The following is a 21,392-nucleotide window of genomic DNA, read 5'->3' on the forward strand; positions in this document are numbered from 1 at the left end:
CAGGAACGAGAACGAACGAGAACTTCGGGACATGCGAATCTGTGTGCTGGGCGGCGGCGTGATTGGCGTGACGACCGCCTATTTTCTCGCCCGTGACGGACATCAGGTGACGCTGGTGGAGCGTCACGCGGACGTGGCGCAGGAGACCAGCCACGCCAATGGCGGCCAACTGAGCTATAGCTATGTCGCGCCGCTCGCGGACCCCTCGGTGCTGCCGAAGCTGCCGCAATGGCTGTTTTCGCGCGAGGCCGCGCTGCGTTTCGTGCCGCGCCTGGACCCGCACCAATGGCGCTGGTGTCTCGCGTTCCTGCGCGCCTGCACGCGTGCGCGCAGCCGCGCCACCACGGCGGAACTGCTCGGGCTGGGCTTTCTGAGCCAGCGGCTCCTGCACGAGATTGTCGCGCGCGAGGCGTTGGCGTTCGACTACGTGCGCAACGGTAAGCTCGTGGTGTATCGCGACCGCGACGCCTTCGAGGGCGCGCGCGGCCAGGCCCGCTATCAGGCGCAACTCGGCTGCGAGCAGCACGCGCTCGACGGCGCGGCGTGCGTTGCGCTCGAGCCCGCGCTCGCGCATATCGGCGGCGAGATTGCGGGCGGCATTCATACACCAGGCGAAGAAGCCGGCGATTGCGACAGCTTCACGCGCGGTCTTGCGCGCGCGGCCGAACGCAACGGCGTGGAGCTTCGTCTTGCCACAGAATTCTCCGGACTCCGTACCAAGGGCCTGCGCGTGCAGGTGGCCGTGACTTCGGCGGGAGACATCGAAGCGGATGCGTTCGTGGTGTGCCTGGGGTTTCAGAGCCAGCCGATGCTGGCCTCGCTCGGCGTGAGCGTGCCCGTATATCCGCTCAAGGGTTACAGCCTCACGCTGCCCAATGCGAGCGCGTGGGGCGCGCCGCGCGTTTCGGTCACGGATGCGCATCACAAGGTGGTGTACGCGCCGCTGGGCGAGCGCTTGCGCATTGCCGGCATGGTCGATCTCACGGGCATGAGCGCGCACGCGGACCACGAGCGCATCGCGCTGCTCGCGCGCCAGGCACGCGAGACCTTTCCCGAGGCCGGCGACTACGGCGCGCTCCAGACGTGGACCGGCATGCGTCCCGCCACGCCGGACAGCAAGCCGCTGATTGGCGCCACGCATTTCCGCAATCTGTGGATGAACACCGGGCATGGCGCGCTGGGCTTCACGCTCGCCTGCGGGAGCGCGCAATTGATGGCCGATTTGCTCGCGGAGCGCGAACTGGCGCTCGATGGCGACGCATTCGCGCCGGGCCGCTGAGTCACAAAGGATCACAACGGAGCATCACGAACCGCGCATTCACTGCGAGGCCACATCTTCACTTTGACGGGTTGGGAGACGAGCACGATGAACAAAATCAGACTGATTGCATCGATGGCGCTGGTATTCACGACGTTCACGACGCTCGCGGGCACAGCCCACGCCGATGAACTCGCGGGCACGCTCAAGAAGGTGCACGACAGCGGCGTGATCGTGCTCGGCACGCGCGAGTCGTCGATTCCGTTTTCTTACTATGACCAGAACCAGAACGTGATCGGCTATTCGCAGGAAATCGCGCTGAAGATCGTCGATGCGGTCAAGCAAAAGATCAATATGCCGAACCTGCGGGTGAAGACGATTCCGATTACTTCGCAAAACCGCATTCCGCTCGTGCAGAACGGCACCATCGACATTGAATGCGGCTCGACCACGAATACGTTCGAGCGCCAGAATCAGGCCGCGTTTTCCAATAGCATTTTCCTGTACGGCATTCGCTTCATCACGCGCAAGGATTCGGGTGTGAAGGACTTCCCCGATCTCGCGGGCAAGACGGTAGCGACCACGGCGGGCACGTCTGACGAGCGCATGCTGCGCAAGATGAACGAAGAGAAGCACATGAACATGACGATCATCAGCGCGAAGGACCACGCCGAATCGTTCCTCAACGTGACGACGGGGCGTGCGGTGGCGTTCGTGATGGACGAGCCGCTGCTTTACGGCGAGCGCGCGAAGGCGAAGAACCCGAATGATTATGTGGTCGTGGGCACGCCGCCCGTTTCGGAGAACTATGCGTGTATGCTCCGCCGCGACGATCCGCAATTCAAGGCGCTGGTGGACGACACGGTCGCGAAGATGCAGACCTCGGGAGAAATGGCGAAGCTCTACGCGAAGTGGTTCACGCAGCCGATCCCGCCCAACGGCATGAATCTCGACTATCCGCTTTCGCAGCAGATGAAGGAGCTGTTCGCGCATCCGAACGACAAGGCGCTCGATTGATGCGTAATTGAAAGCACCAAAAGAAAATGACGCAGTCCCGCGAGGGAGTGCGTCATTGTCATTGCATGCGGCCAAACCAGAGGCGCATGCGGTACTGCATATTCGTTGGTAGGCTCGATTGGATTCGAACCAACGACCCCCACCATGTCAAGGTGGTGCTCTAACCAACTGAGCTACGAGCCTGTTGAGAGCGCGAATTATAGAGACACTCCAGCAGGCTTGCAAGCGCTTTTCGCAAATTGTTGAAAACGGCTTGCGAACACCGTCATGACGAGCGGCGTACACTGAATAGCGCCAGGGCGGGCCCGTCAGCGGGAATGCCCGCCGGAATGTTCAACCGCATTCATCAGGGGCGTCATGAAGAAACTCGTCAATCACCCTTCCGACGTCGTGCGCGAAATGCTCGAAGGCATCGCGCTGCAGGCACCGAATGTCGTTATCCTCGGTGAGGAGAACGTGCTGATTCGCCGCGACATTCCCGAATCCCATGCGCGCCCGGTTGCGCTGATCTCGGGCGGCGGCAGCGGCCACGAACCCGCGCACGGCGGCTATGTGGGCGCAGGCATGCTGAGCGCGGCTGTATGTGGCGAGGTGTTCACCTCGCCGCCCACCGACGCGGTGCTCGCGGCGATCCGCGCAACGGCGGGCGCGCGGGGCGCGCTGCTCATCGTCAAGAACTACACCGGCGACCGGCTCAACTTCGGCCTTGCCGCCGAACTCGCGCGCGCCGAAGGCATCCCCGTGGAAGTGGTGACCGTCGCCGACGACGTCGCGTTGCGCGGCCACGCCGAGCGCCATCAGCGGCGCGGCATTGCCGGCACCGTGCTGATCCACAAGATCGCGGGCGCGGCCGCCGCGCGTGGGGCGCCGCTCGAAGTGGTGGCGGCGATCGCGCGCGACGCGGCCGCCAATCTCGGCACCATGGGCGTCGCGCTCGACGGCTGCACGCTGCCGGGCGCGGGGGCGTCCAGCTTCAGCCTCGGCGACGACGAAATCGAAATCGGCCTGGGCATTCATGGCGAAAAAGGCGTGGAGCGCAGCGTGCCGTTGCCGGCCGACGCACTCACCGAAGCGCTGCTCATCAATATCCTCGACGATCTCGCCGTCACGCGCGGCGAACGCGTCGTGCTGCTCGTCAACGGTCTTGGGGCCACGCCGCGGATGGAGCTCGATATCGTGCTGCGCGCGGCCATTGCGAACCTGCGCTGCCGCGAAGTGCGCGTGGAGCGCGCATGGGCCGGCACCTTCCTCTCGGCGCTGAACATGCCCGGCTGCTCGATCTCGCTGCTGCGCGTGGACGACAGCAAGCTCGCCTTGCTCGACGCGCACACCGATGCGCACGCCTGGCCCGGCAAGGGCTGCGTGAACCCGACCATCCGTCTCGACACCTCCGGTGTCAATCATGAGGAATCCGTAGCACCGTCGCTGGATGCTTCGCGCGCAGCCTGGGCGGCGCGGCTCAAGGCGGCGCTCGACGCGGTCGCGCTGGCGTTGACCGAGAACGAGGCGCGTCTGACCGAGCTCGATACGCTCGCGGGTGACGGCGATCTGGGCGCGAGCATGCGGCGCGCCGCCGACGCAGTGGCCGCCACGCCGGTCCACGCGCTCGGCACGGCGCCACAGGCGCTGGCGTCGCTCGGTGCGAGCATGCGCCGGGCGATTGCGGGCAGTTCGGGGCCGTTCTACTCCACAGCGCTGCTGCGCGCGTCGCGTCATCTCGCCGATACGCCGGAGCCCGCGCCGCACGAGTGGGCGCAGGCGTTTCGCGGCGCGATCGAGGCGATCAGCGAATTGGGCGGCGCGAAGGCTGGCGACCGCACGATGCTGGACGCACTGATTCCCGCCCTGGATGCGTTCGAAGAATCGCTAAAGCAGGGTCAGACGGCGCAGCGCGCGTGGGCAGCCGCTGTGTCCGCCGCCGAGCATGGCGCGCAGGCCACGGCGCATATGCATCCGCGCGTGGGCCGCGCGAGCTATCTGGGCGAGCGGGCGATCGGCTCGCCCGATGCAGGCGCTGTGGCGGTGGTGTGCTGGCTGGCGGCGTTGCGCCCGCACGTGGGCGGGAAGGCTTGAGGGGCTTGCCTGGATCGCCTTGAGGCCTTTGGGGTCGGGCGGGATATTTCGCGCGCTTTTCCCCAAGAAATGGCTCACGAAACGCCATGCCGGTTCGGTGTCCGGAGTGTTCGCGCCGCTCCAGGCCGCGACTGCTATAAAATCGCGGTCAAATTGCCCAGCCACACTCGTTAAAAAGAAGTCAGAATTATTATGGATTCGGATCCGCATCACGTTTCAGAGCGCCTTTCCAGCTCTGAGGACCCAACCCCTTCCCTGCATCGCAGTCTCAAAGCCCGCCACCTGACCATGATCGCGATCGGTGGATCGATCGGCACTGGTCTGTTCGTCGCTTCAGGGGCCTCTATTTCCCAAGCCGGACCCGGCGGCGCCATGGCCGCGTATCTGGTGATCGGCCTGATGGTCTATTTCCTGATGACGAGCCTCGGCGAAATGGCCGCCTTCATGCCGGTCTCGGGCTCGTTCGCAACCTACGGCGCGAAATTCGTCGACGAGGGTTTCGGCTTCGCCTTGGGCTGGAACTATTGGTACAACTGGGCCGTGACCATCGCCGTCGAACTGGTTGCGTCGCAACTGGTGATGGGCTACTGGTTCCCGCACGTGCCGGGCGTCTGGTGGAGCGCCGCGTTCCTCTGCGTGATGTTCCTGCTCAACGCGCTTTCCGTGCGCGGCTTCGGCGAGGCCGAATACTGGTTTTCGCTGATCAAGGTGATCACCGTGGTCGCCTTTATCGGCATCGGACTGCTGATGATCATCGGCATCCTGAAGGGTGGCGCGGACCATGTCTGGAGCAACTTCACGCTCGATGGCGGACCGTTCACGGGCGGCCTGCCGGCCTTGCTGGGCGTCACCATGATCGCGGGATTCTCGTTTCAGGGCACCGAACTGATTGGCGTGGCCGCCGGCGAATCGGAGAACCCGGGCAAGAATATTCCGCGCGCGGTGCGCCAGGTGTTCTGGCGCATTCTGCTGTTTTACGTGCTCGCCATTTTCGTGATCGGCCTGCTGATTCCGCACACCGACCCGAATCTCCTGAAATCCGACGTGACCGATATTGGCGTGAGCCCGTTTACGCTCGTGTTTCGCCGTGCCGGTCTCGCGGTTGCAGCGGGCGTCATGAACGCGGTCATTCTGACCGCCGTGTTGTCGGCCGGCAATTCGGGCATGTATGCGTCCACGCGCATGCTCTATAACCTCGCGGTCGAAGGCCGCGCGCCCAAACTCTTCGCGAAGCTTTCCGCGAGCGGCGTGCCGAGAAATGCGCTGTATCTCACCACGGCCGTGGGCGCGCTGTGCTTTCTTTCGTCGATGTACGGGGATAAAACCGTCTACATGTGGCTGCTCAACACTTCGGGCATGACGGGGTTCATCGCATGGCTGGGCATTGCCATTAGTCACTATCGATTCCGCAAGGGGTTCGTCGCGCAAGGCTATTCGCTCGATGAACTGCCGTACCGGTCGAAGTGGTTTCCCATCGGGCCGATCTTTGCGTTCGCGGTTTGTCTGGTCGTCATGCTGGGGCAGGACTACCAGGCGTTCATGGCCAATAAAATCGATTGGGTGAGCGTGCTGGCCACGTATATCGGGATTCCGCTGTTTGTCTTGATGTGGCTTGGTTATCGGATTGTGAAGAAGAGCCATTTCATGGGTTATGAGGAAATGGATATCGAGCCTTATATCGGGCAAGCGCGTGCATTGGCGCAGGCTAGTGATGAAGGCGTTGTCAGGACGGGGCACGAAGCTTGAGGAGAGACGGAGGGGGAAGCCCTCCGTTTTTTTTGGGGGGGCGGGCGTTGCGGATTTCTGGGGGAGGGGCTGTTCGACCCGGAGCGGACTGTCGCTGTTTCAGCGATGAGCGCCTGTTACTAACTGGAGAGGAATCCATCGAGTGCCGTATCAACTAATTCAATAATCGTTTGGGTGATTGATTTCATTTGCGTGCCGCATTTTCTCTGAGGTTATGTAGAATAATGACGCCAATTGAATCGCGACGATAAAAGGATCGAAAATGGGGGCGCAGGATCTGATTGCGGCCATTACCGGGGGCCTCGTACAAACTGACCGTCTGCTCAGACTCGACACGCCGCTCGGTAATAATGTCCTGTTACCTCAGCGCGTAATCGGCCACTCGCGGATGGGCCGCGATTATGGCTTTACGCTCGATGTCGTTTCGATCAACGACCGTATCGAGTTGAAGGCGCTCATCGCCCAGCCGGTTACGCTCTGGCTTCAGCAGACCGACCAGTCGTATCAACCGCATCACGGCTACGTCCATACAGCACGGCGCCTGGGCGCCGATGGCGGCCTCACGGGCTACCAGCTCGAATTTGCCTCCTGGCTGCACTTCCTGAAGTTCCGCAAGGATGCCCGCATCTGGCAGGACCAGCCCGCCGACGCCATTCTCACCGACGTTTTCAACGCCCATCCTCAGGCCCGGGGCGCGTTTCGATTCGCCATTCAGAATGCATTACCGTCGCGCTCGTTCTGCATGCAATACGAGGACGACTGGAATTTCTGCCAGCGGATTATGGAGTCCGAGGGCTTATTCAGTTATTTCGAGCAGGCCAAAGACGGCAAATCTCATGCAGTCGTTATTACCGATAATATCGATTCATTGCCCGCTTTAAATCCGCGATCGGTTAATTTTTACCGGTCAGGTGTCAATAGCGAAACCGATGCGCTCGTCCAATGGAGCGGTACGCGCACCCTGCAGAGCGTGCTGCTTACGACGCGCACGTTCGACTACAAGGCACCGTCGAGCGCCGTGAACCCGAAGGGCACGTCGGTGCCTGCGCTCGCGACGCACGGCGACCTGCCGCAGCAGATGGAGGTCTACGAGTACACCGGCGCCTATACCTATGGCGAGCAGTCGCGCGGCGACGCGCTCTCGGAAATCCGCATGGAGGAATGGGAGTCGCGCGCCAAACGCTTCGAGGGCGCCGGCGCGGTGCGCCGCCTCGATGCGGGCTATTGGTTCGAACTCGACGGCCACCCTGAGCACGATACGGACAGCGTGCAGGATCGCCAGTTCGCGGTGATCGAGGCGGCGTGGTACATCGAGAACAATCTGCCGGTTTCCACCGCGCAGACACCGTCGTTCCCGCACAGCCTGCAAAACGCGCTTGGCGCGATCAAGTCCGCCCATCAGGGCGAAAGCGAAGCGCTCACGATCAAGGGCGCGGACGGCAGCGAAGGCTTCCTGCTGGTGCAGATCGAGGCGCAGCGCCGGGCCGTGCCCTATCGCAGTCCGTTCGAGCATCACAAACCGGAAATGCCGATGCAGACGGCGATCGTGGTTGGCCCCGCGAACGAAGAGGTCTATACCGACTCGCTGAACCGCATCAAGGTGCGCTTTCACTGGGACCGCCTGAACGCGGGCGACGAAAAGGCCTCGTGCTGGGTGCGTGTGGTGATGTCCGATACGGGCGGCGGCTATGGTGGCGTGCACGTGCCGCGCGTAGGCGAGGAAGTGATCGTGAACTGGCTCGGCGGCGACTGCGACCGGCCGATCGTAACCGGACGCACCTATAACGGCTCGACGAATCCGCACTGGCATTCGAACGGCATTCTCTCGGGCTACAAGTCGAAGGAATACGGCGGCAGCGGCTACAACCAGATGGTGATGGACGATGCCACGGGCCAGAACCGCATGCAGCTCTACAGCACGAGCGCGAATTCGCAGTTGCATCTGGGTTACCTGATCGCGCAGAACGCGAACGCGCGCGGTGCGTATCTGGGCAGTGGCTTCGACCTGAAGTCCGATGCGTATGGTGCGATCCGGGCGGGCGAGGGGCTTTACGTCAGCACGCATCCGAAAAGCGCAGCGAGCCAGCAGCTCGACGTGAGCGAAACCCGCACGCAGCTCAACGGCGCGCAGGACACGCTCGATGCACTCTCGCAGGCGAGCGAGACGCACCAGGCGGAATCGCTGAAAGACGGCAGCGCCGCGCTCAAAACGTTTGCCGGAGCGACGAAATCGAGCGTACAGGGCGCAGCAAGCGCGAGCGGCGGCAACACGGCGGGTGGCGGCACGGGCAGCGCGAATGCGTTCAGCGAGCCGGTGATGCTGATGGCGAGTCCTGCGGGTCTCGCGCTCTCGACGCAGCAGTCGGCGCATGTAGCCGCCGATCAGCAGATCAATCTGGTTAGCGGACAAAGCACGTACGTGGCGACGGGCAAGTCGCTGGTCGCGAGCGTCGGGCAGAAGCTGAGCCTGTTCGTGCAGAGCGCCGGCATGAAGCTGTTTGCGGGCAAGGGGAAGGTGGAAATTCAGGCGCAGGCAGACAACGTGGAAGTCACGGCGCAGAAAACGGTCAAACTTCTCTCGGCAACTGCAAGCATTGAGGCCGCCGCGAAACAGGAAATCCTGCTGACGTCGGGCGGTGCGTATATCCGCATCAAGGACGGCAACATCGAGATTCACGCGCCGGGCAATATCGACATCAAGGGCGCGCAGCATGACTTTTCGGGCCCGACGTCGATGCCCTACCCGTTGCCGAAGCTCCCTGAGGGAATCTGCCACTCGTGCGTGCTCGACGCCGCCGCCGACGTCAACCCCTTTGTGCCGCTTTGAGTGGGCGACATGCAGCCAACCATACAAGAACTCATCGAATTGACACAGCCGCAGCAAGACGAACGTCGCTATGTGCTCGTGGACCTCGCGCAACTCACGCCGGAGCAACTGCGGTTGCTGCCCGCCAACGGCTTGCCGGCGTCCGCACGGCTGTTTAGCCACGATCCGATTCTCGAAGGCCAGCGCGACATCGGCCCTGCGCTGCTCGACCTTACCGGTGCGGAAGATCCGGCACATGACTCGCACGCGCTCTTCGCTTCGCTCGCCGAATCGGGACACACGACGGCGCAGGCGAGCTGGCTCACGTCCGCTGCGCGACAGGATCTACTCGCGCAACATTTCGCGCGCTATCTGAAAGTCGCGCTGCCGGACCAGCGTCGCGCACTGCTACGCTTTTACGATGCATGGCTCCTGCCGCGCTTCGTCCGCGTGCTGTCGCCGGCGCAATGGGATGATTTCATGCGCTACACGAGCCGGTGGCATGCCATGCAGCCCGATGGCGCATGGGCGGACCTGCACCAGCGCCCCGCGCAGTTCGCAGTCGAGTCCGGCGATGCGCCGCCCGCTGCACCGATCGCGCCCGCCACGCCCTGGCCCATGTCCGAGATCCAGCATCAGATGATGGTCTATGCGGGCTTACCCGGCAGCGTGATGCGCCGCTACTTCGACGAGCATCCCAAACAGGCCGCACAGCGCACGCGTGCCGAGATCTACGGCGAGAGTACTCAGACGATGCGCGCGGCGGCACGGCACGGCGTAGGCGCCATCGACGATCTGGAGGCGATCATGATGATCGGGCTGCTCAACGGCCCTGCGTTTGCCGACCTGCCCGCGGTGCGCGAGCAACTCGCGCGGCTCGAGTCGGGCGCGGAGTTCGAGCAGGTGCTGACGCGTCTGGCGGTGATTCGCTCATGATTGCGGACGCAACTATTTTTAATCGTTTCGCACCTCGTCCTGCGCAAGGCGATGGGGATGCACATTTTTCGATATCAAGGAGCGCTATGCGTTTGAAACACTCGTTGTCCCGCGTGGGGCTTTGGCTCGTAGCTGGCTTGAGCGTCTGCGCGCTGCTTGCGCCGCTGGCCGCGCAAGCGAAGTCGTGGGGCGTTTCGGTGTCGGGGTATAACTACAATGCGCTGCCTATCGACCGATTCAAGGTCGAAAGCGAAGCGGGTACGGCGTATGGCTCCAGTATGCCCGGCCTCGCCTATAACGGCGGCGAATTCGCGACGTCGACCTGCTGCTACCGCATCGGTGGGGATACACTGAAGGTCAGCTACCAACTCTGGACTGCGCCGAAAAACTGGAAACAAGGCGACCCCGAACCGCCGTTCGTCACCCGCACGATTCCGTTTCCAAGGGCGAGTGACCCGAAGGCACGTGTTCTGGAGATCTACTTTTTGCCTGATGGCAGCGTGGACAGCCGGCTTGTTTCCGTGCGCGATCGTGGCCCCATTCCGTATTCGAGGGTTATCGAACGGATTCGCAAGGAGCACCCGGATCTGATTCCCAACTATCCGGATGTCACCAACCACGATCTCTTCAGAGAACGACTTTCGCAAGCAATCATTCGCGGCTGGTTACTCGGTCTGCGCTCGGAAGACGATCTTTACGGCTTCAGTATGCGCGCCGTCACCATCAACGCAGGCTTCGCAGACGATCCGTCGATCGCACCAGGCCTCGATGCACGCAAAGGCAATCCACCCGCGATCATGAACTACTTGACGCACGATGTGTCCGCAGCAACCTGGCAGCGCCTTGCGGCCGAGCAGAAGCACTACGACGAAACCGAAACCCGAGCGCAAGACGAGCGAGAGAAGCGCCGCAACGCCGCATGCAAGAATATATTTAAACCCTGCAACTTCGACGAGTAAAACAAAGGGATAACGAACGCCATGGAATACGGTCTGTTCGACGAGACGCCAGCCGAGCGCGAAATCATGCGCCGTGCGGCCAAGGCCGCGCAACCCACGCCACCGAGCTGCAAGCAATGCAGGCAGCGCATTTATGCCTCGTTCTTCTTCGACGATCTCGGCCGCAATCGCGAGGCCGATGAGGTGACAGGCCGGCTGTCGAACGTCGGCAAGCTGTACCGCGCGCACCCCATAAGTCCGCTGGACCGGGTCTACGCATTCTATTACTCCGGACTTGGCACACCATTCGATGATTCGGCTGAGGCGGCGTTTTCCGTCATGATCGACGAAGTGGAGGACAAAGCCACCGATCATGGGAAGGACTCCGTTAAGGACGCCGTCAACGACGAAGTGAAAGATAAGGCGAAAGACTTCAAGGATAACTACGAGCGCATGAACCGCACGGTCGAACAAAAGCGCGCATTGCTTGGCGCGCGTGCGCGCCAGCTCGACAAACAGGCGGGCCGGGTGCGCCGTGCCGCAGCCCGCAGCGGCGATGCGCGCGCGCAGAAGATCGTGGCCCGCAGCATCGCGGCCGAGGCCGGCGAGATTCGTCACCAGGCGGCAACAGCAGGCGCCGATGCAATTAAAGCGGGCTTGCGCAGATCGCTTGCCAACATCAAGCGAACCTCCTTCAAATCGTTGATCTCGAAGAAGGCGATTCTCAAGCTCGCGGCCGGGGTGAGCGTCGACCTCATTCCCGCTACGCGCGACAACGGGTACCTCTCGCAACTCTTGAATCTCGGTCCAGACATCCGGCTCGAGACCGCCAAAGAGGAACTAAAATTCGTCGTGGAGGATGCGGTCAAGCGCCAGGACGCCAATCGGCCCGTCGCGGAAGTTTTCGTTTCCGTGTTCGGCGGCGGCCGAGGCGGTGCGCTCGCCAAGGCGTTCTCCAACGACGTGCCGTCGTCGATGCAGGGCATGGTCAATGGCGTGAAGTATGACGTCAGCATCAAGCTCCACTACCTTGGCCTCTTCGATGCCATGCACGCGATGAGCGGCAGCATGCTCGAGTTCCTCGATCCGGTCAACGGAGCCAGCTTTTTTGCTCCGAATAACCCGTTGTGGTTCTTCGTGCCGATCTCGCCAAACGTCAACATGGACGACCGTGACCTGCAAGTTCCAGGGTTTATGGGCGGCCTACATTTGATTGCCGGGCAGGAAAACCGTCTCTGGCAGCGCCTGTCGTTAAATAGCGGCAATGATCGCGTGAAACAGGTCGTCACGGGTGGCATTCACGAAGACGTGGCAGGCGGCTATGTTGACGGAGAGGATGGACGACAGTCAGACTTCGCGCGCGGGGCTGTGCTGTCGATGTATCAACATGCGCTCGACTGGGGTGTGCAGTTTTTCGGCCATGATGGCATGGGATTCAAGACAAGTGATGGCAAGGCGCAGCCATTAGAGGTGGTTGCCGGCGAAGTCTTTAACCGTTATTTTGCGGCAAGGCCGGGCACAGCCGACGTGCTCCAGTTGCACGAGTCCTACCTCGCCTGGGTGAATTCGCTTGGCGGCCCGTCTACCGCCTCGATCCCCGATCAGTTGAGCGCTCATCACCAGGCGCTGCTCCACTGGGCCGGCTATGCGCGCAAGAACCTGCCAACGTACTGGGTAGAGGCGCAGAAGTCGGTCGACGACGCCATTGCGCGCGCAGGTGATCTGCTTTCACAAGTGCGTGGCGCGGAGCCTGTGGGCGGCAAGCATGTGGACTACACGCCCGATGGCGTCCCGGTAACGACCTACAAATCCCCCGAGGCGCGCCAGGCCGACGAGCAATGGCACCTCCATCTCGACGCCACGACTTCGCTCTACGACGATCTCAAGACACAGCGCGAGCGGCTCGGCACGCTGGAGCAAAAGATCGATCACGACGTGAAGGCGCTGCGCGAGCGAAGTGCTATGTCCATGATGGACCGCAATCCCTATCTTGCCGCCAAGATCGGCGCGCCGCTGCCGGGTATGCAAGAACAACAGGACCATGAACGCAAGACGCTCGCCGCCTGGGATAACGCGACGCAGCCGCTGCCACAGTCGCTTGTGCCGCTGTTCCAGAACTATCTGCATGATCCAGTCGTGAGTGGCACAGGCGATTACGCGGCAGTTGGGCTGCTCTACATGAACAATGTGTCGTACTTCAACGAGCGGCGCGCGGACGTGGGTGAAAAGGCATCGAGTATCTCCAGCACCGTCGAGAAGGGGTATGAGTTCACGAAAGAGGCGGTGAAGAAAGCAAGCAAGCAGATCGTGCATATGTTCGACTAGGGCGACGACTTGACACCGGTTCGATCTGCACCACTGCACGGCGAGACGTACAGCGATATACGTGCAAACGCTTCGATAGCACATAACGTTGTGCAACCGAAGCCCTCGTCATTCCTCTCGGGGTTTTGGCTCGCCACTGGCTTGACCGTTTGTGTACTGCTCGCCTCACTGGCCGCGCAAGCAAAATCGTGGGGCGTTTCGGTGTCCGGATATAACTACAACGCGTTGCCCATCGACCAGTTCAAGGTCGAAAGCGCGGATGGCACGGCGTACGGGTCCAATATGCCGGGGCTTGCTTATAACGGCGGCGAATATGCGAACTCGACGTGTTGCTATCGTATCGGCGGGGATACGCTGAAGGTTAGCTATATGCTTTGGACCGTGCCGCCGCATTGGAAAGATGGAGATCCGCTGCCGCCGTTCATCACACGCACGATTCCGTTTCCAAAGGCAAGTGACCCTAAGGCGCGCATTCTCGAGGTCTACTTCCTGCCCGACGGCAGCGTGGACAGCCGGCTCGTTTCCGTGCGCGATCGTGGACCCATTCCCTATTCGAGGATCATGGAGCGGCTCCATAAGGAATCGCTTGACTTCGTGATGGACTATCCAGATATCGCCGGCCGCGACCTGTTCTCCGAGAGACTCTCACACGCCATGATTCAAGGCTGGCTGCTCGGCCTGCGCTCGGAACAGGATCTCTACGACTTCAGCATGCGTGCGATCAACTTCAACGTGAACTTCGCCGACGATCCGTCAATTGCGCCGGGCCTCAAAGCGCGCAAAGGTAATCCGCGCGCAATCATGGACTACCTGGCGCACCACGTGCCCGCAGCAACCTGGCAGCGTCTCGCGGCCGAGCAGAAGCACTACGACGAAACCGTGACGCGAGCGCAGGACGAGCAGGCGAAACGCCGCTCCGCCGAATGCAAAAACATATTCGAGCCCTGCAAGTACGACGAGTAAAACGGAGAGCAAAGAACGTCACCCACACAGCCCCGCTTGTGCCATTTCCGCATATCGATAGATCCAATCCCCCGGGTAATCTGACCAAGCTTTGACAGACACGCCAGCCAGGCCTTGCCGATAATTGACCTCCGGTCTATCCACAGGCAGGTCTGCGACATGTCCCATCCCGCGACGATTCTTCCGGCGCCTGGCGCCGCGACCGATTCCTTCGTGCGCCTGCGAGGCGTCAACAAGCACTTCAATGTCGATGGCCGGCGCTTGCCGATCCTCGCCGATTTCAATCTCGACGTCCGGCGTCACGAGTTCATCGCGATACTCGGTGAAAGCGGCTGTGGCAAGTCGACGCTGCTGCGCCTGCTGTGCGGGCTCGAAGAAAACTATGCAGGCCAGATTCTCGTGGACGGCGTCGCGCCGAAAGTCGGCAATGATGAAGCCGGCATTGTTTTTCAGGACCCGCGTCTGTTTCCGTGGCTCAGCGTTGCGCAAAACATCGCACTCGGGCTTGCGCGCTTCCGGCCCGACCGGGCCGGCGTGCAGCGGCGCGTCGAAGAACTGGTTGCGCTGGTCGGTTTGAGTGGCTTCGAGAACGCGCTGCCGCATCAATTGTCCGGCGGCATGGCGCAACGCGTCGCGCTGGCGCGCGCCATTGTCTCGCGGCCCGCGTTCTTGCTGCTCGATGAACCGTTCAGCGCGCTCGACGCCCTGACCCGCTCGCAGATGCACGAGCAGTTGTTGCGCATACGCGAAGCGGCCGACCTGACCATGCTGCTTGTCACTCATGATGTGGAGGAGGCCGTGTATCTCGCCGACCGTGTCGTTGTCATGGCGCCGCAGCCGGGCCCGCTGCGCGCATCGGTGGAGATTGGGCTGCCGTATCCGCGCGTGCGCGAAGAGGCGGCGTTTCAACATGAGCGCGAGCGCTTGCATGCCTTGCTTGCGAAAGACGAACTCATTGCTTGAAACGTCATTCCTAAAGCGTTGAGTGTGCTAACGAGTGTCAAAGTAGAGACAGAAATGGCGCGCCAGCGCCGGTAGTATGACTCCATCGGTGCTGATCGCTGCTTCGCGTTCGAATGCCGGTTGATGTGATTCCAACATGCGCTCCCGCTTCAAGAGAGCGATTCATATAGTTAGCATTCCTTTTCATAAAGAGGATATATGTCAAACCTGAACGTAGTGGAAGCGGGTGATCTGTCCATTCATCCGGTCACGGGCCGCATCGGTGCAGAGATTCGCGGCGTCCGCCTTTCCGGCAATCTGCAACCGGCCGTAGTGGAAGCGATCAACGCCGCACTGATTCGCCACAAGGTGATTTTCTTTCGCGGCCAGACGCAATTGACCGACCAGGAGCAGGAGGCCTTCGCCAAGCTGCTCGGCGACCCGGTCGCGCACCCGACGGTTCCCGTGCGTGAAGGCACCGAGTATCTGCTGGAACTCGATTCGCTCCACGGCGGCCGAGCGAATTCGTGGCACACCGACGTCACGTTCGTTGACGCCTATCCGAAGGCATCGATTCTGCGTGGCGTCGTGAATCCGGAAGCGGGCGGCGACACGGTGTGGGCCAACACCGCCACCGCCTATAACGATCTGCCCCAAACGCTGAAGTCGCTGGCCGAACAATTGTGGGCCGTCCACAGCAACGAATACGACTATGGCGCCTCATTGCGCGAGCACGCCAGTAAGGAGGCGATCGCCGCGTACGAACGTTATCGCGAGGTGTTCGTTTCCACGCGCTACGAAACCGAGCATCCGCTCGTGCGCGTGCATCCGGAAAGCGGCGAGAAAACCCTCGTGCTGGGCCACTTCTTCAAGAGCTTCATCGGCTTGCCGACCCCGGCGTCGAACCATCTGTTCGAAGTGTTCCAGGCCTATATCACGCGCCTCGAAAACATCGTGCGCTGGCGCTGGCAGGCCGGCGACGTCGCGATCTGGGACAACCGCGCGACCCAGCACTACGCCGTGAACGATTACGGCGACGCCCGCCGAGTCGTGCGTCGCGTCACGCTGGCGGGCGATGTGCCGGTGAGCGTCGACGGACGCCAGAGCGTCACACGCAGCGTGGTGAAGAACCCGAAGCTCGCTGCGGCGGCTTGAGGGCAGGGTCCCGTTGCGGCTCGCGCGCCATGCGCCGCGCGGCTGCAACGGGCATCGATGGATGCAGGGAATAACTGATTTCAAAGGGGCTTTCATGGGACGCCGACTTTTCGCCAATTTCGCAGCCATGTGTTCCGCGCTGTGCGCCCTGTGCGTGCTCGCGCCCGTGCAGGCCAGCGCGCAGAACGTGATCCGTATCGCGGTGCCGGATATCGGATCCAGTTCGAAGCCGGCGGGCGGCGGCGTGGTCGACGTGCTGTACGCCAATCAGGCGCTAGAGAAAGCGTTCCAGAAAGAAGGCGTGAAGATTCAATGGACCTTCTTCAAAGGCGGTGGGCCGGCCGTCAACGAAGCCTTCGCCAATCATCAGGTCGACCTCGCTTTCCTCGGCGATCTCGCGGGCATCATCGGGCGCGCCAATGGTCTCGATACGCGCCTCATTGCGGCGCTCGCGCGCGACGTCAATGGTTATCTCGCGGTCGTGCCGGGGCAGGGCATCAAGAATCTGAAGGACCTCAAGGGCAAGCAGATCGCGTTGTTTCGCGGTACCGCGCTGCAATTGTCGTTCGACAGCGTGCTGCGGAGCGTTGGTCTGACCGAGAAGGACTTCCGCATCGTCAATCTCGACCTCAACAGCGCGGCCGCGGCGATTGCCGCCCATCGCATCGATGCGGTCTGGGGTCCGTCGTCGCTCTTCATTCTCAAGGACAAGGGCCTCGTCGATATCCCGGTCAGCACGCGTGGCCGCGATGGCACGGGAACCTTCAAGGCGGGCCTCGTGGCTTCCTCCGACTTCCTGCGCGCGCATCCCGAGTGGACCGCGCGGGTGCTCGAAACGGTGCTGGAGGCTTCGAACTGGGTATCGGACAAGAACCACCTCGACGCATACCTGCAACTCGAACACGACCGTGCCGGCACGCCGGTCACGGTCTGGCGCAACGAGCTAGGCGACAGCGATCCGGCGATCTTCTTCTCGCCCTTGCTCGATCCGTATTTCGTCGAGGCGTTCCGGCGCGATGTGGAGAGCGCGAAGCAACTCGGCGTGATCCGCAAGGGTTTCGATGTCGATGGCTGGGTCGACGCGTCCTGGCTCAACGCCGCGCTGCAGAAGACGAAGCTCGCTGGGCGCTGGAAGGCTTACCGCACTTTCGCGCTGGCAGATAAAACGAATTAGAAAGGCAACGATAACGACATGAAGGATCTCCACACGCTGTATCGCCTGACGACGCTTGCCGCAGCGGTGCTTTCCGCGACTTCGGCCTGGGCGCAGGAAGCCGCCACGACGGGGGCCGCAGCGGCAGAGGCCGTCGCCGCGCCGGTCGCTGCATCGGGGGTAGCGGGGGCGCGAAACACGAACGGCACGAAGGGCGACAAATCCGTGCGCCTCGGCGACTTCACCGTGACGGCGCGGCGCCGCTCGGAAAGCGCGCAGAAGGTGCCCGCGCCGATCTCCACCGTGAGCGGACAGGAACTCGAACGCCAGCGCCTCTATCGGATTCAGGATCTGCAGCAGACGCTGCCGAGCGTGAACGTCGCCTTCATCAATCCGCGCCAGTCGAGCATTTCGATCCGCGGCATCGGCAACAACCCGGCCAGCGACAATCTCGAGTCCAGCGTTGGTGTCTATCTCGACAACGTCTATCTCGGCCGTCCCGGCATGGCGGTGTTCGATCTGCTCGACGTGCAGCAGATCGACTTGTTGCGCGGTCCGCAAGGCACGCTGTTCGGCAAGAACAGCACGGCGGGCGTGCTTAATATCTCGACGCGCCCGCCGCAGTTTCATACCGAGGGCTACCTCGAACAATCGGTCGGCAACTCGGGCTACGCGCAGACCAAGGCGCATCTTTCGGGGCCGTTGTCCGACACGCTGGCCGGCACGCTCGATCTCGAGCACACGCATAGCGATGGCAATGTCACCAACCTGTACAACGGCAGCACGCTGAACGGCACCTCGAACTATGGCGTGCGCGGCCAGCTTCTCTGGAAGCCGAATAACGACCTGAGCGTGCGTTTCATCGCCGACTACAACACGCAGAACGCCGATACCGGCGCGCTGCTGCTGTACGGCACGCCGCCCGGCGGCACGTATCTTTCGCGCGCGGCGCTGCTGGGCGTGACGCCTGTGACGGACCCGAGCCGCTATCAGGTCAACACCGACACCACGCCGCACATGAACGTCCACCAGGGCGGCGTGTCGACCGAGGTGAACTACAAGCTGCCTTCGGGCTACCAGCTCACGTCGATCACGGCGGCGCGCTTCTGGAACTTCGCGCCGACCAACGACGCCGATGGACTGCCCGTGCCGGCGATTACCAATGCCGGCGTGTCGGTCAACGATCATCAGATTTCGCAGGAGTTGCGGCTTGCGTCGCCCACAGGCGGCGCGGTCGACTGGGTGGTCGGCGCGTACTACTTCTACCAGCAGACCAACAACAGCACGCTCACCGCCTTCGGCCCGGACGCGGACCTGTTCCAGTTCGGCGTGAACCGCGACATCCTCAATGGCGTTACGTCGATTTCGCCGGCCTCGGTCCAGACCAATAGCGCCGCGCTGTTTGCGCAGGCGACTTGGCACATCGACCCGCGCGCGGATTTGACGGCCGGCGTGCGCGGCACCTACGAGGACAAGTCGGGCTACGTGAATCGCGACGCGCCCATCGGCGGCGCGAGCCTCTCGGGCGCGCGGCTGGCCGCGCGCAATGCCGCTGTGGGCGCTTACCAGTCGGGGGACCTCAACCAGAGCAGCGTGAGCCCTTCGGCGATGCTCAACTTCAGCTACAAGCTCGCCCCCGACGTGCTCGCGTACGCGACGCTCGCTCACGGTGAGAAGTCGGGCGGCATCAATATGGCCGTGGGCTCCGCGCCCGCGCTCGGCGCCAATTCGCTTTTGTTCGGAGCCGAGCGCGCCAATGATGCCGAACTCGGCATCAAGAGCGAGTGGCTCGAGCACAAGCTGATCGTCAACGCGAATCTGTTCTGGACGCAGATCAACGGCTATCAGGCCACGACCTACGTGACGGTGCCGGCGAGCGGGCTCGTCACCCAGGTTCTCGCCAACGGCGCGAATGTGCGCTCGCGCGGTGTGGAGCTCGATGTGCGCGCGAAGCCGGTGCGCGGCCTCACGGTCGGATTCAACGCCTCGTATGTCGACGCGACCTATAGCTCCTATCCGAACGGCCCTTGCGCCGCCGAAGTCACGCTCGCCACGCACGCGACCACCTGCGATCTCACCGGCAAGCAGGTCTCGGGCGCGCCGCGCTGGATCGCGAATTTGAGCGCGCAGTACGAGTTCAACCTCGGCAACGACATCGACCAGTACATCACGGGCGTGTGGTCGCTGCGCTCGGACCAGTACGGCACGCTCGACGACTCGGCCTACGGCAAGCTGCCCGGCTACGGGATTCTGAACCTCGCGACGGGATGGCGTTTGAACAGCGGCGCGCATAAGTGGGATCTCTCCATCTGGGCGCACAACGTGTTCAACAAGAAGTACTACCTCGCGTCGTTCGCGAGCGTGCAGAACACCTACACCGCGATGGCCGGCGATTCGCGCATGGTGGGCGCCACGCTGCGCTTCACGTATTGATCAATGCGCGCCACGCGCAAGGGACCCTTATGGCGAATTCGTCGATTCTCGAAAGTCCGGCGCCAGCCGTTCATGCGGGCGCGCCGCGCCTGCGCGTGAGCGGACGCGCGCTCACGTGGCCGGGGCTCGTGCCCTGGGTCGTGCCTGTGGTCATCACGCTGCTCTGGTGGCAGGCCGCGCACGCAGGCTGGATGTCCGCGCAGATTCTGCCCGCGCCCGAACTGGTCTGGCAGACCGCGCGCGAACTCTTCAAGGACGAACTGCTGCGCGATTTGCTTATCAGTCTGGAGCGGCTCGCGATTGGCTTTGTGGCTGGCGTGGCCGTGGGCGCATTGTTAGGCATGCTGATGGGGGTGAGCGTGATTGCCGAGGAGATCGTCGCGCCGCTGTTCTATGCAATCGCGCAAGTGCCGCCACTCGCGCTGCTGCCGTTGCTGATGGTCGTGCTCGGCATTGGCGAGGCGCTCAAGCTCGTCCTCATCGTCAAGGCCGTGGTCATTCCGGTGGCAATCCATACGCAGGTCGGCGTGCGCGCCGTGCCGCAGCGTTTGCGTGAAGTAGCCGCCACGCTGCGCTTGTCGCCGTGGCAGCGTGCGCGATGCCTTGTCGTGCCCGCCGCGCTGCCCGCATTTATCACGGGCGTGCGCCAGGCGCTCGCGCAAGGGTGGCTCACGCTCATCGCCGTGGAGCTGCTCGCGTCCTCGGAAGGCATCGGCTATCTGATGGTCTGGGGGCGGCAGATGTTTCAGCTCGATGTCGTGTTCGTCTGCATCGCGGTGATCGGCATTACGGGCTTCGCGATGGACCGGGGCGTGCAGCGCATCGACGCTGCGCTCGTCAAGTGGCCGCACGCAGCGCTGAGCGCCCGCGAGGCCTATGCGACGCCTCTATGGCGGCGCTACGCGCTCGGCGCGCTGTTGCCGGTGCTGCTGTTCGTCTGCTGGAGCATCGCCGCGCGTGCGCGCTGGGTCGATCCGAGCCTGCTGCCTGCGCCGGCCACGGTGTTCCTGAGCGCGCTGGACGACCTGTGCAGCGGCGCGCTGCCGGTGCCGTTGCTTCACACGCTCGCTAGAGCCGGCGAGGGGTTGGCCGTCGGCGCATCGGCGGGGCTCGCGGTGGGCATCGCACTCGGATCGGTGCTGCAGGTCCGGCGAGCGTTCGGCCCGACGCTGACCGCGTTGCGGCAGGTCGCGATCTTCGCCTGGATCCCGCTCCTGACTGCGTGGGCCGGCATTGGCGACCTCTCCAAGGTGATCTTCGTCGCGCTCGCCGCGTTCTTTCCCGTGATGCTCGCTACGAGCCGCGCCGTAGAAGCCGTGCCGCTGGCCTTGCTGGAGGTGTCGCGCACGCTGCGCTTGAGCGCGTGGCAGCGGCTGCGCTGGCTCGTCGTGCCGGCCATCCTGCCGGGCGTGTTCGCGGGGCTCAGGCTCGCGCTCGTCTACGCGTGGCTCGGCGCAATTGGCGCGGAGTATTTGATGCCGTCGGGCGTCGGGCTTGGCACTTACATGATCAACGCGCAACAGCTGTTCCAGATGGAGCGCCTGTTGAGCGCGGCTGTGGCGATTGGCGCACTCGGCGCGCTGTTCGGATGGCTTGGCAGCCGCGCTGAGGCAGCCGCAACACGCTGGCGCACGGCGCACTGAGCAA

General features: G+C 62.9%; 13 protein-coding genes, 1 tRNA gene and 1 pseudogene. 14 read left to right on the forward strand and 1 reads right to left on the reverse strand.

Features of this window, described 5'->3' with window-relative positions; all coding sequences use genetic code 11:
• Positions 1–13: 13 nt before the first annotated feature.
• Positions 14–1,279: pseudogene (locus HV773_RS28575) on the forward strand (D-amino acid dehydrogenase); the annotation flags it as partial.
• A gap of 114 nt (positions 1,280–1,393) precedes the next feature.
• The gene (locus HV773_RS28580; protein WP_377730660.1) at positions 1,394–2,275 is read left to right on the forward strand and encodes a glutamate/aspartate ABC transporter substrate-binding protein; all 882 of its coding nucleotides are present in this window, start codon (positions 1,394–1,396) and stop codon (positions 2,273–2,275) included.
• A 106-nt stretch (positions 2,276–2,381) separates the two neighbouring features.
• On the opposite strand, the gene HV773_RS28585 is transcribed toward HV773_RS28580, so the two are convergent.
• Positions 2,382–2,458 (reverse strand) — tRNA-Val (locus tag HV773_RS28585).
• A 174-nt stretch (positions 2,459–2,632) separates the two neighbouring features.
• Between HV773_RS28585 and HV773_RS28590 the strand changes: the two genes are divergently transcribed.
• From HV773_RS28590 to HV773_RS28645, 12 genes are all read left to right on the forward strand, one after another.
• Positions 2,633–4,348, forward strand: coding sequence for a dihydroxyacetone kinase family protein (locus HV773_RS28590; RefSeq protein WP_175197521.1), 1,716 nt, complete (start codon positions 2,633–2,635; stop codon positions 4,346–4,348).
• Positions 4,349–4,540: 192 nt separating this feature from the next.
• Positions 4,541–6,094 (forward strand): amino acid permease, encoded by a 1,554-nt coding sequence (locus tag HV773_RS28595; RefSeq protein ID WP_175197522.1) that lies wholly within the window; start codon positions 4,541–4,543, stop codon positions 6,092–6,094.
• Between the two features lie 262 nt (positions 6,095–6,356).
• Entirely contained in the window at positions 6,357–8,921 is a 2,565-nt protein-coding gene (locus tag HV773_RS28600; RefSeq protein WP_175197523.1) for a type VI secretion system Vgr family protein, read from the forward strand.
• A 9-nt stretch (positions 8,922–8,930) separates the two neighbouring features.
• Positions 8,931–9,836 carry a DUF4123 domain-containing protein gene (locus tag HV773_RS28605; protein ID WP_175197524.1) on the forward strand — a complete coding sequence of 302 codons (906 nt, stop codon included), beginning with the start codon at positions 8,931–8,933 and terminating at the stop codon, positions 9,834–9,836.
• A gap of 86 nt (positions 9,837–9,922) precedes the next feature.
• On the forward strand, positions 9,923–10,795 hold the full coding sequence (locus tag HV773_RS28610) for a hypothetical protein (RefSeq protein ID WP_175197525.1): 873 nt from the start codon (positions 9,923–9,925) through the stop codon (positions 10,793–10,795).
• Positions 10,796–10,816: 21 nt separating this feature from the next.
• Entirely contained in the window at positions 10,817–13,099 is a 2,283-nt protein-coding gene (locus HV773_RS28615) for a hypothetical protein (RefSeq protein ID WP_175197526.1), read from the forward strand.
• A 9-nt stretch (positions 13,100–13,108) separates the two neighbouring features.
• Positions 13,109–14,062, forward strand: coding sequence for a hypothetical protein (locus tag HV773_RS28620; RefSeq protein ID WP_217481951.1), 954 nt, complete (start codon positions 13,109–13,111; stop codon positions 14,060–14,062).
• Positions 14,063–14,221: 159 nt separating this feature from the next.
• Positions 14,222–15,025, forward strand: coding sequence for an ABC transporter ATP-binding protein (locus HV773_RS28625; protein WP_175197528.1), 804 nt, complete (start codon positions 14,222–14,224; stop codon positions 15,023–15,025).
• A 198-nt stretch (positions 15,026–15,223) separates the two neighbouring features.
• A complete protein-coding gene (locus HV773_RS28630) occupies positions 15,224–16,159 on the forward strand; it encodes a TauD/TfdA dioxygenase family protein (protein ID WP_175197529.1) in 936 nt (311 codons plus the stop codon).
• Positions 16,160–16,253: 94 nt separating this feature from the next.
• Positions 16,254–17,333: an ABC transporter substrate-binding protein gene (locus tag HV773_RS28635; protein WP_217481952.1), complete on the forward strand. Its 1,080-nt coding sequence runs from the start codon at positions 16,254–16,256 to the stop codon at positions 17,331–17,333.
• Positions 17,334–17,351: 18 nt separating this feature from the next.
• Entirely contained in the window at positions 17,352–19,745 is a 2,394-nt protein-coding gene (locus tag HV773_RS28640; RefSeq protein ID WP_175197530.1) for a TonB-dependent receptor, read from the forward strand.
• Between the two features lie 29 nt (positions 19,746–19,774).
• A complete protein-coding gene (locus HV773_RS28645) occupies positions 19,775–21,388 on the forward strand; it encodes an ABC transporter permease (protein ID WP_175197531.1) in 1,614 nt (537 codons plus the stop codon).
• Positions 21,389–21,392: the final 4 nt, after the last annotated feature.

It is taken from the genome of Paraburkholderia caffeinitolerans, from assembly GCF_902859945.1.
GTDB lineage: Bacteria > Pseudomonadota > Gammaproteobacteria > Burkholderiales > Burkholderiaceae > Paraburkholderia > Paraburkholderia caffeinitolerans.

Excerpts from the sequence above, each read along its gene's own strand:
- HV773_RS28590 (WP_175197521.1), top strand. The coding sequence starts at position 2,633 with ATGAAGAAACTCGTCAATCACCCTTCCGACGTCGTGCGCGAAATGCTC.
- HV773_RS28645 (WP_175197531.1), top strand. The coding sequence starts at position 19,775 with ATGGCGAATTCGTCGATTCTCGAAAGTCCGGCGCCAGCCGTTCATGCG.
- HV773_RS28625 (WP_175197528.1), top strand. The coding sequence starts at position 14,222 with ATGTCCCATCCCGCGACGATTCTTCCGGCGCCTGGCGCCGCGACCGAT.
- HV773_RS28615 (WP_175197526.1), top strand. The coding sequence starts at position 10,817 with ATGGAATACGGTCTGTTCGACGAGACGCCAGCCGAGCGCGAAATCATG.
- HV773_RS28610 (WP_175197525.1), top strand. The coding sequence starts at position 9,923 with ATGCGTTTGAAACACTCGTTGTCCCGCGTGGGGCTTTGGCTCGTAGCT.
- HV773_RS28580 (WP_377730660.1), top strand. The coding sequence starts at position 1,394 with ATGGCGCTGGTATTCACGACGTTCACGACGCTCGCGGGCACAGCCCAC.
- HV773_RS28630 (WP_175197529.1), top strand. The coding sequence starts at position 15,224 with ATGTCAAACCTGAACGTAGTGGAAGCGGGTGATCTGTCCATTCATCCG.
- HV773_RS28600 (WP_175197523.1), top strand. The coding sequence starts at position 6,357 with ATGGGGGCGCAGGATCTGATTGCGGCCATTACCGGGGGCCTCGTACAA.
- HV773_RS28635 (WP_217481952.1), top strand. The coding sequence starts at position 16,254 with ATGGGACGCCGACTTTTCGCCAATTTCGCAGCCATGTGTTCCGCGCTG.
- HV773_RS28595 (WP_175197522.1), top strand. The coding sequence starts at position 4,541 with ATGGATTCGGATCCGCATCACGTTTCAGAGCGCCTTTCCAGCTCTGAG.
- HV773_RS28640 (WP_175197530.1), top strand. The coding sequence starts at position 17,352 with ATGAAGGATCTCCACACGCTGTATCGCCTGACGACGCTTGCCGCAGCG.
- HV773_RS28605 (WP_175197524.1), top strand. The coding sequence starts at position 8,931 with ATGCAGCCAACCATACAAGAACTCATCGAATTGACACAGCCGCAGCAA.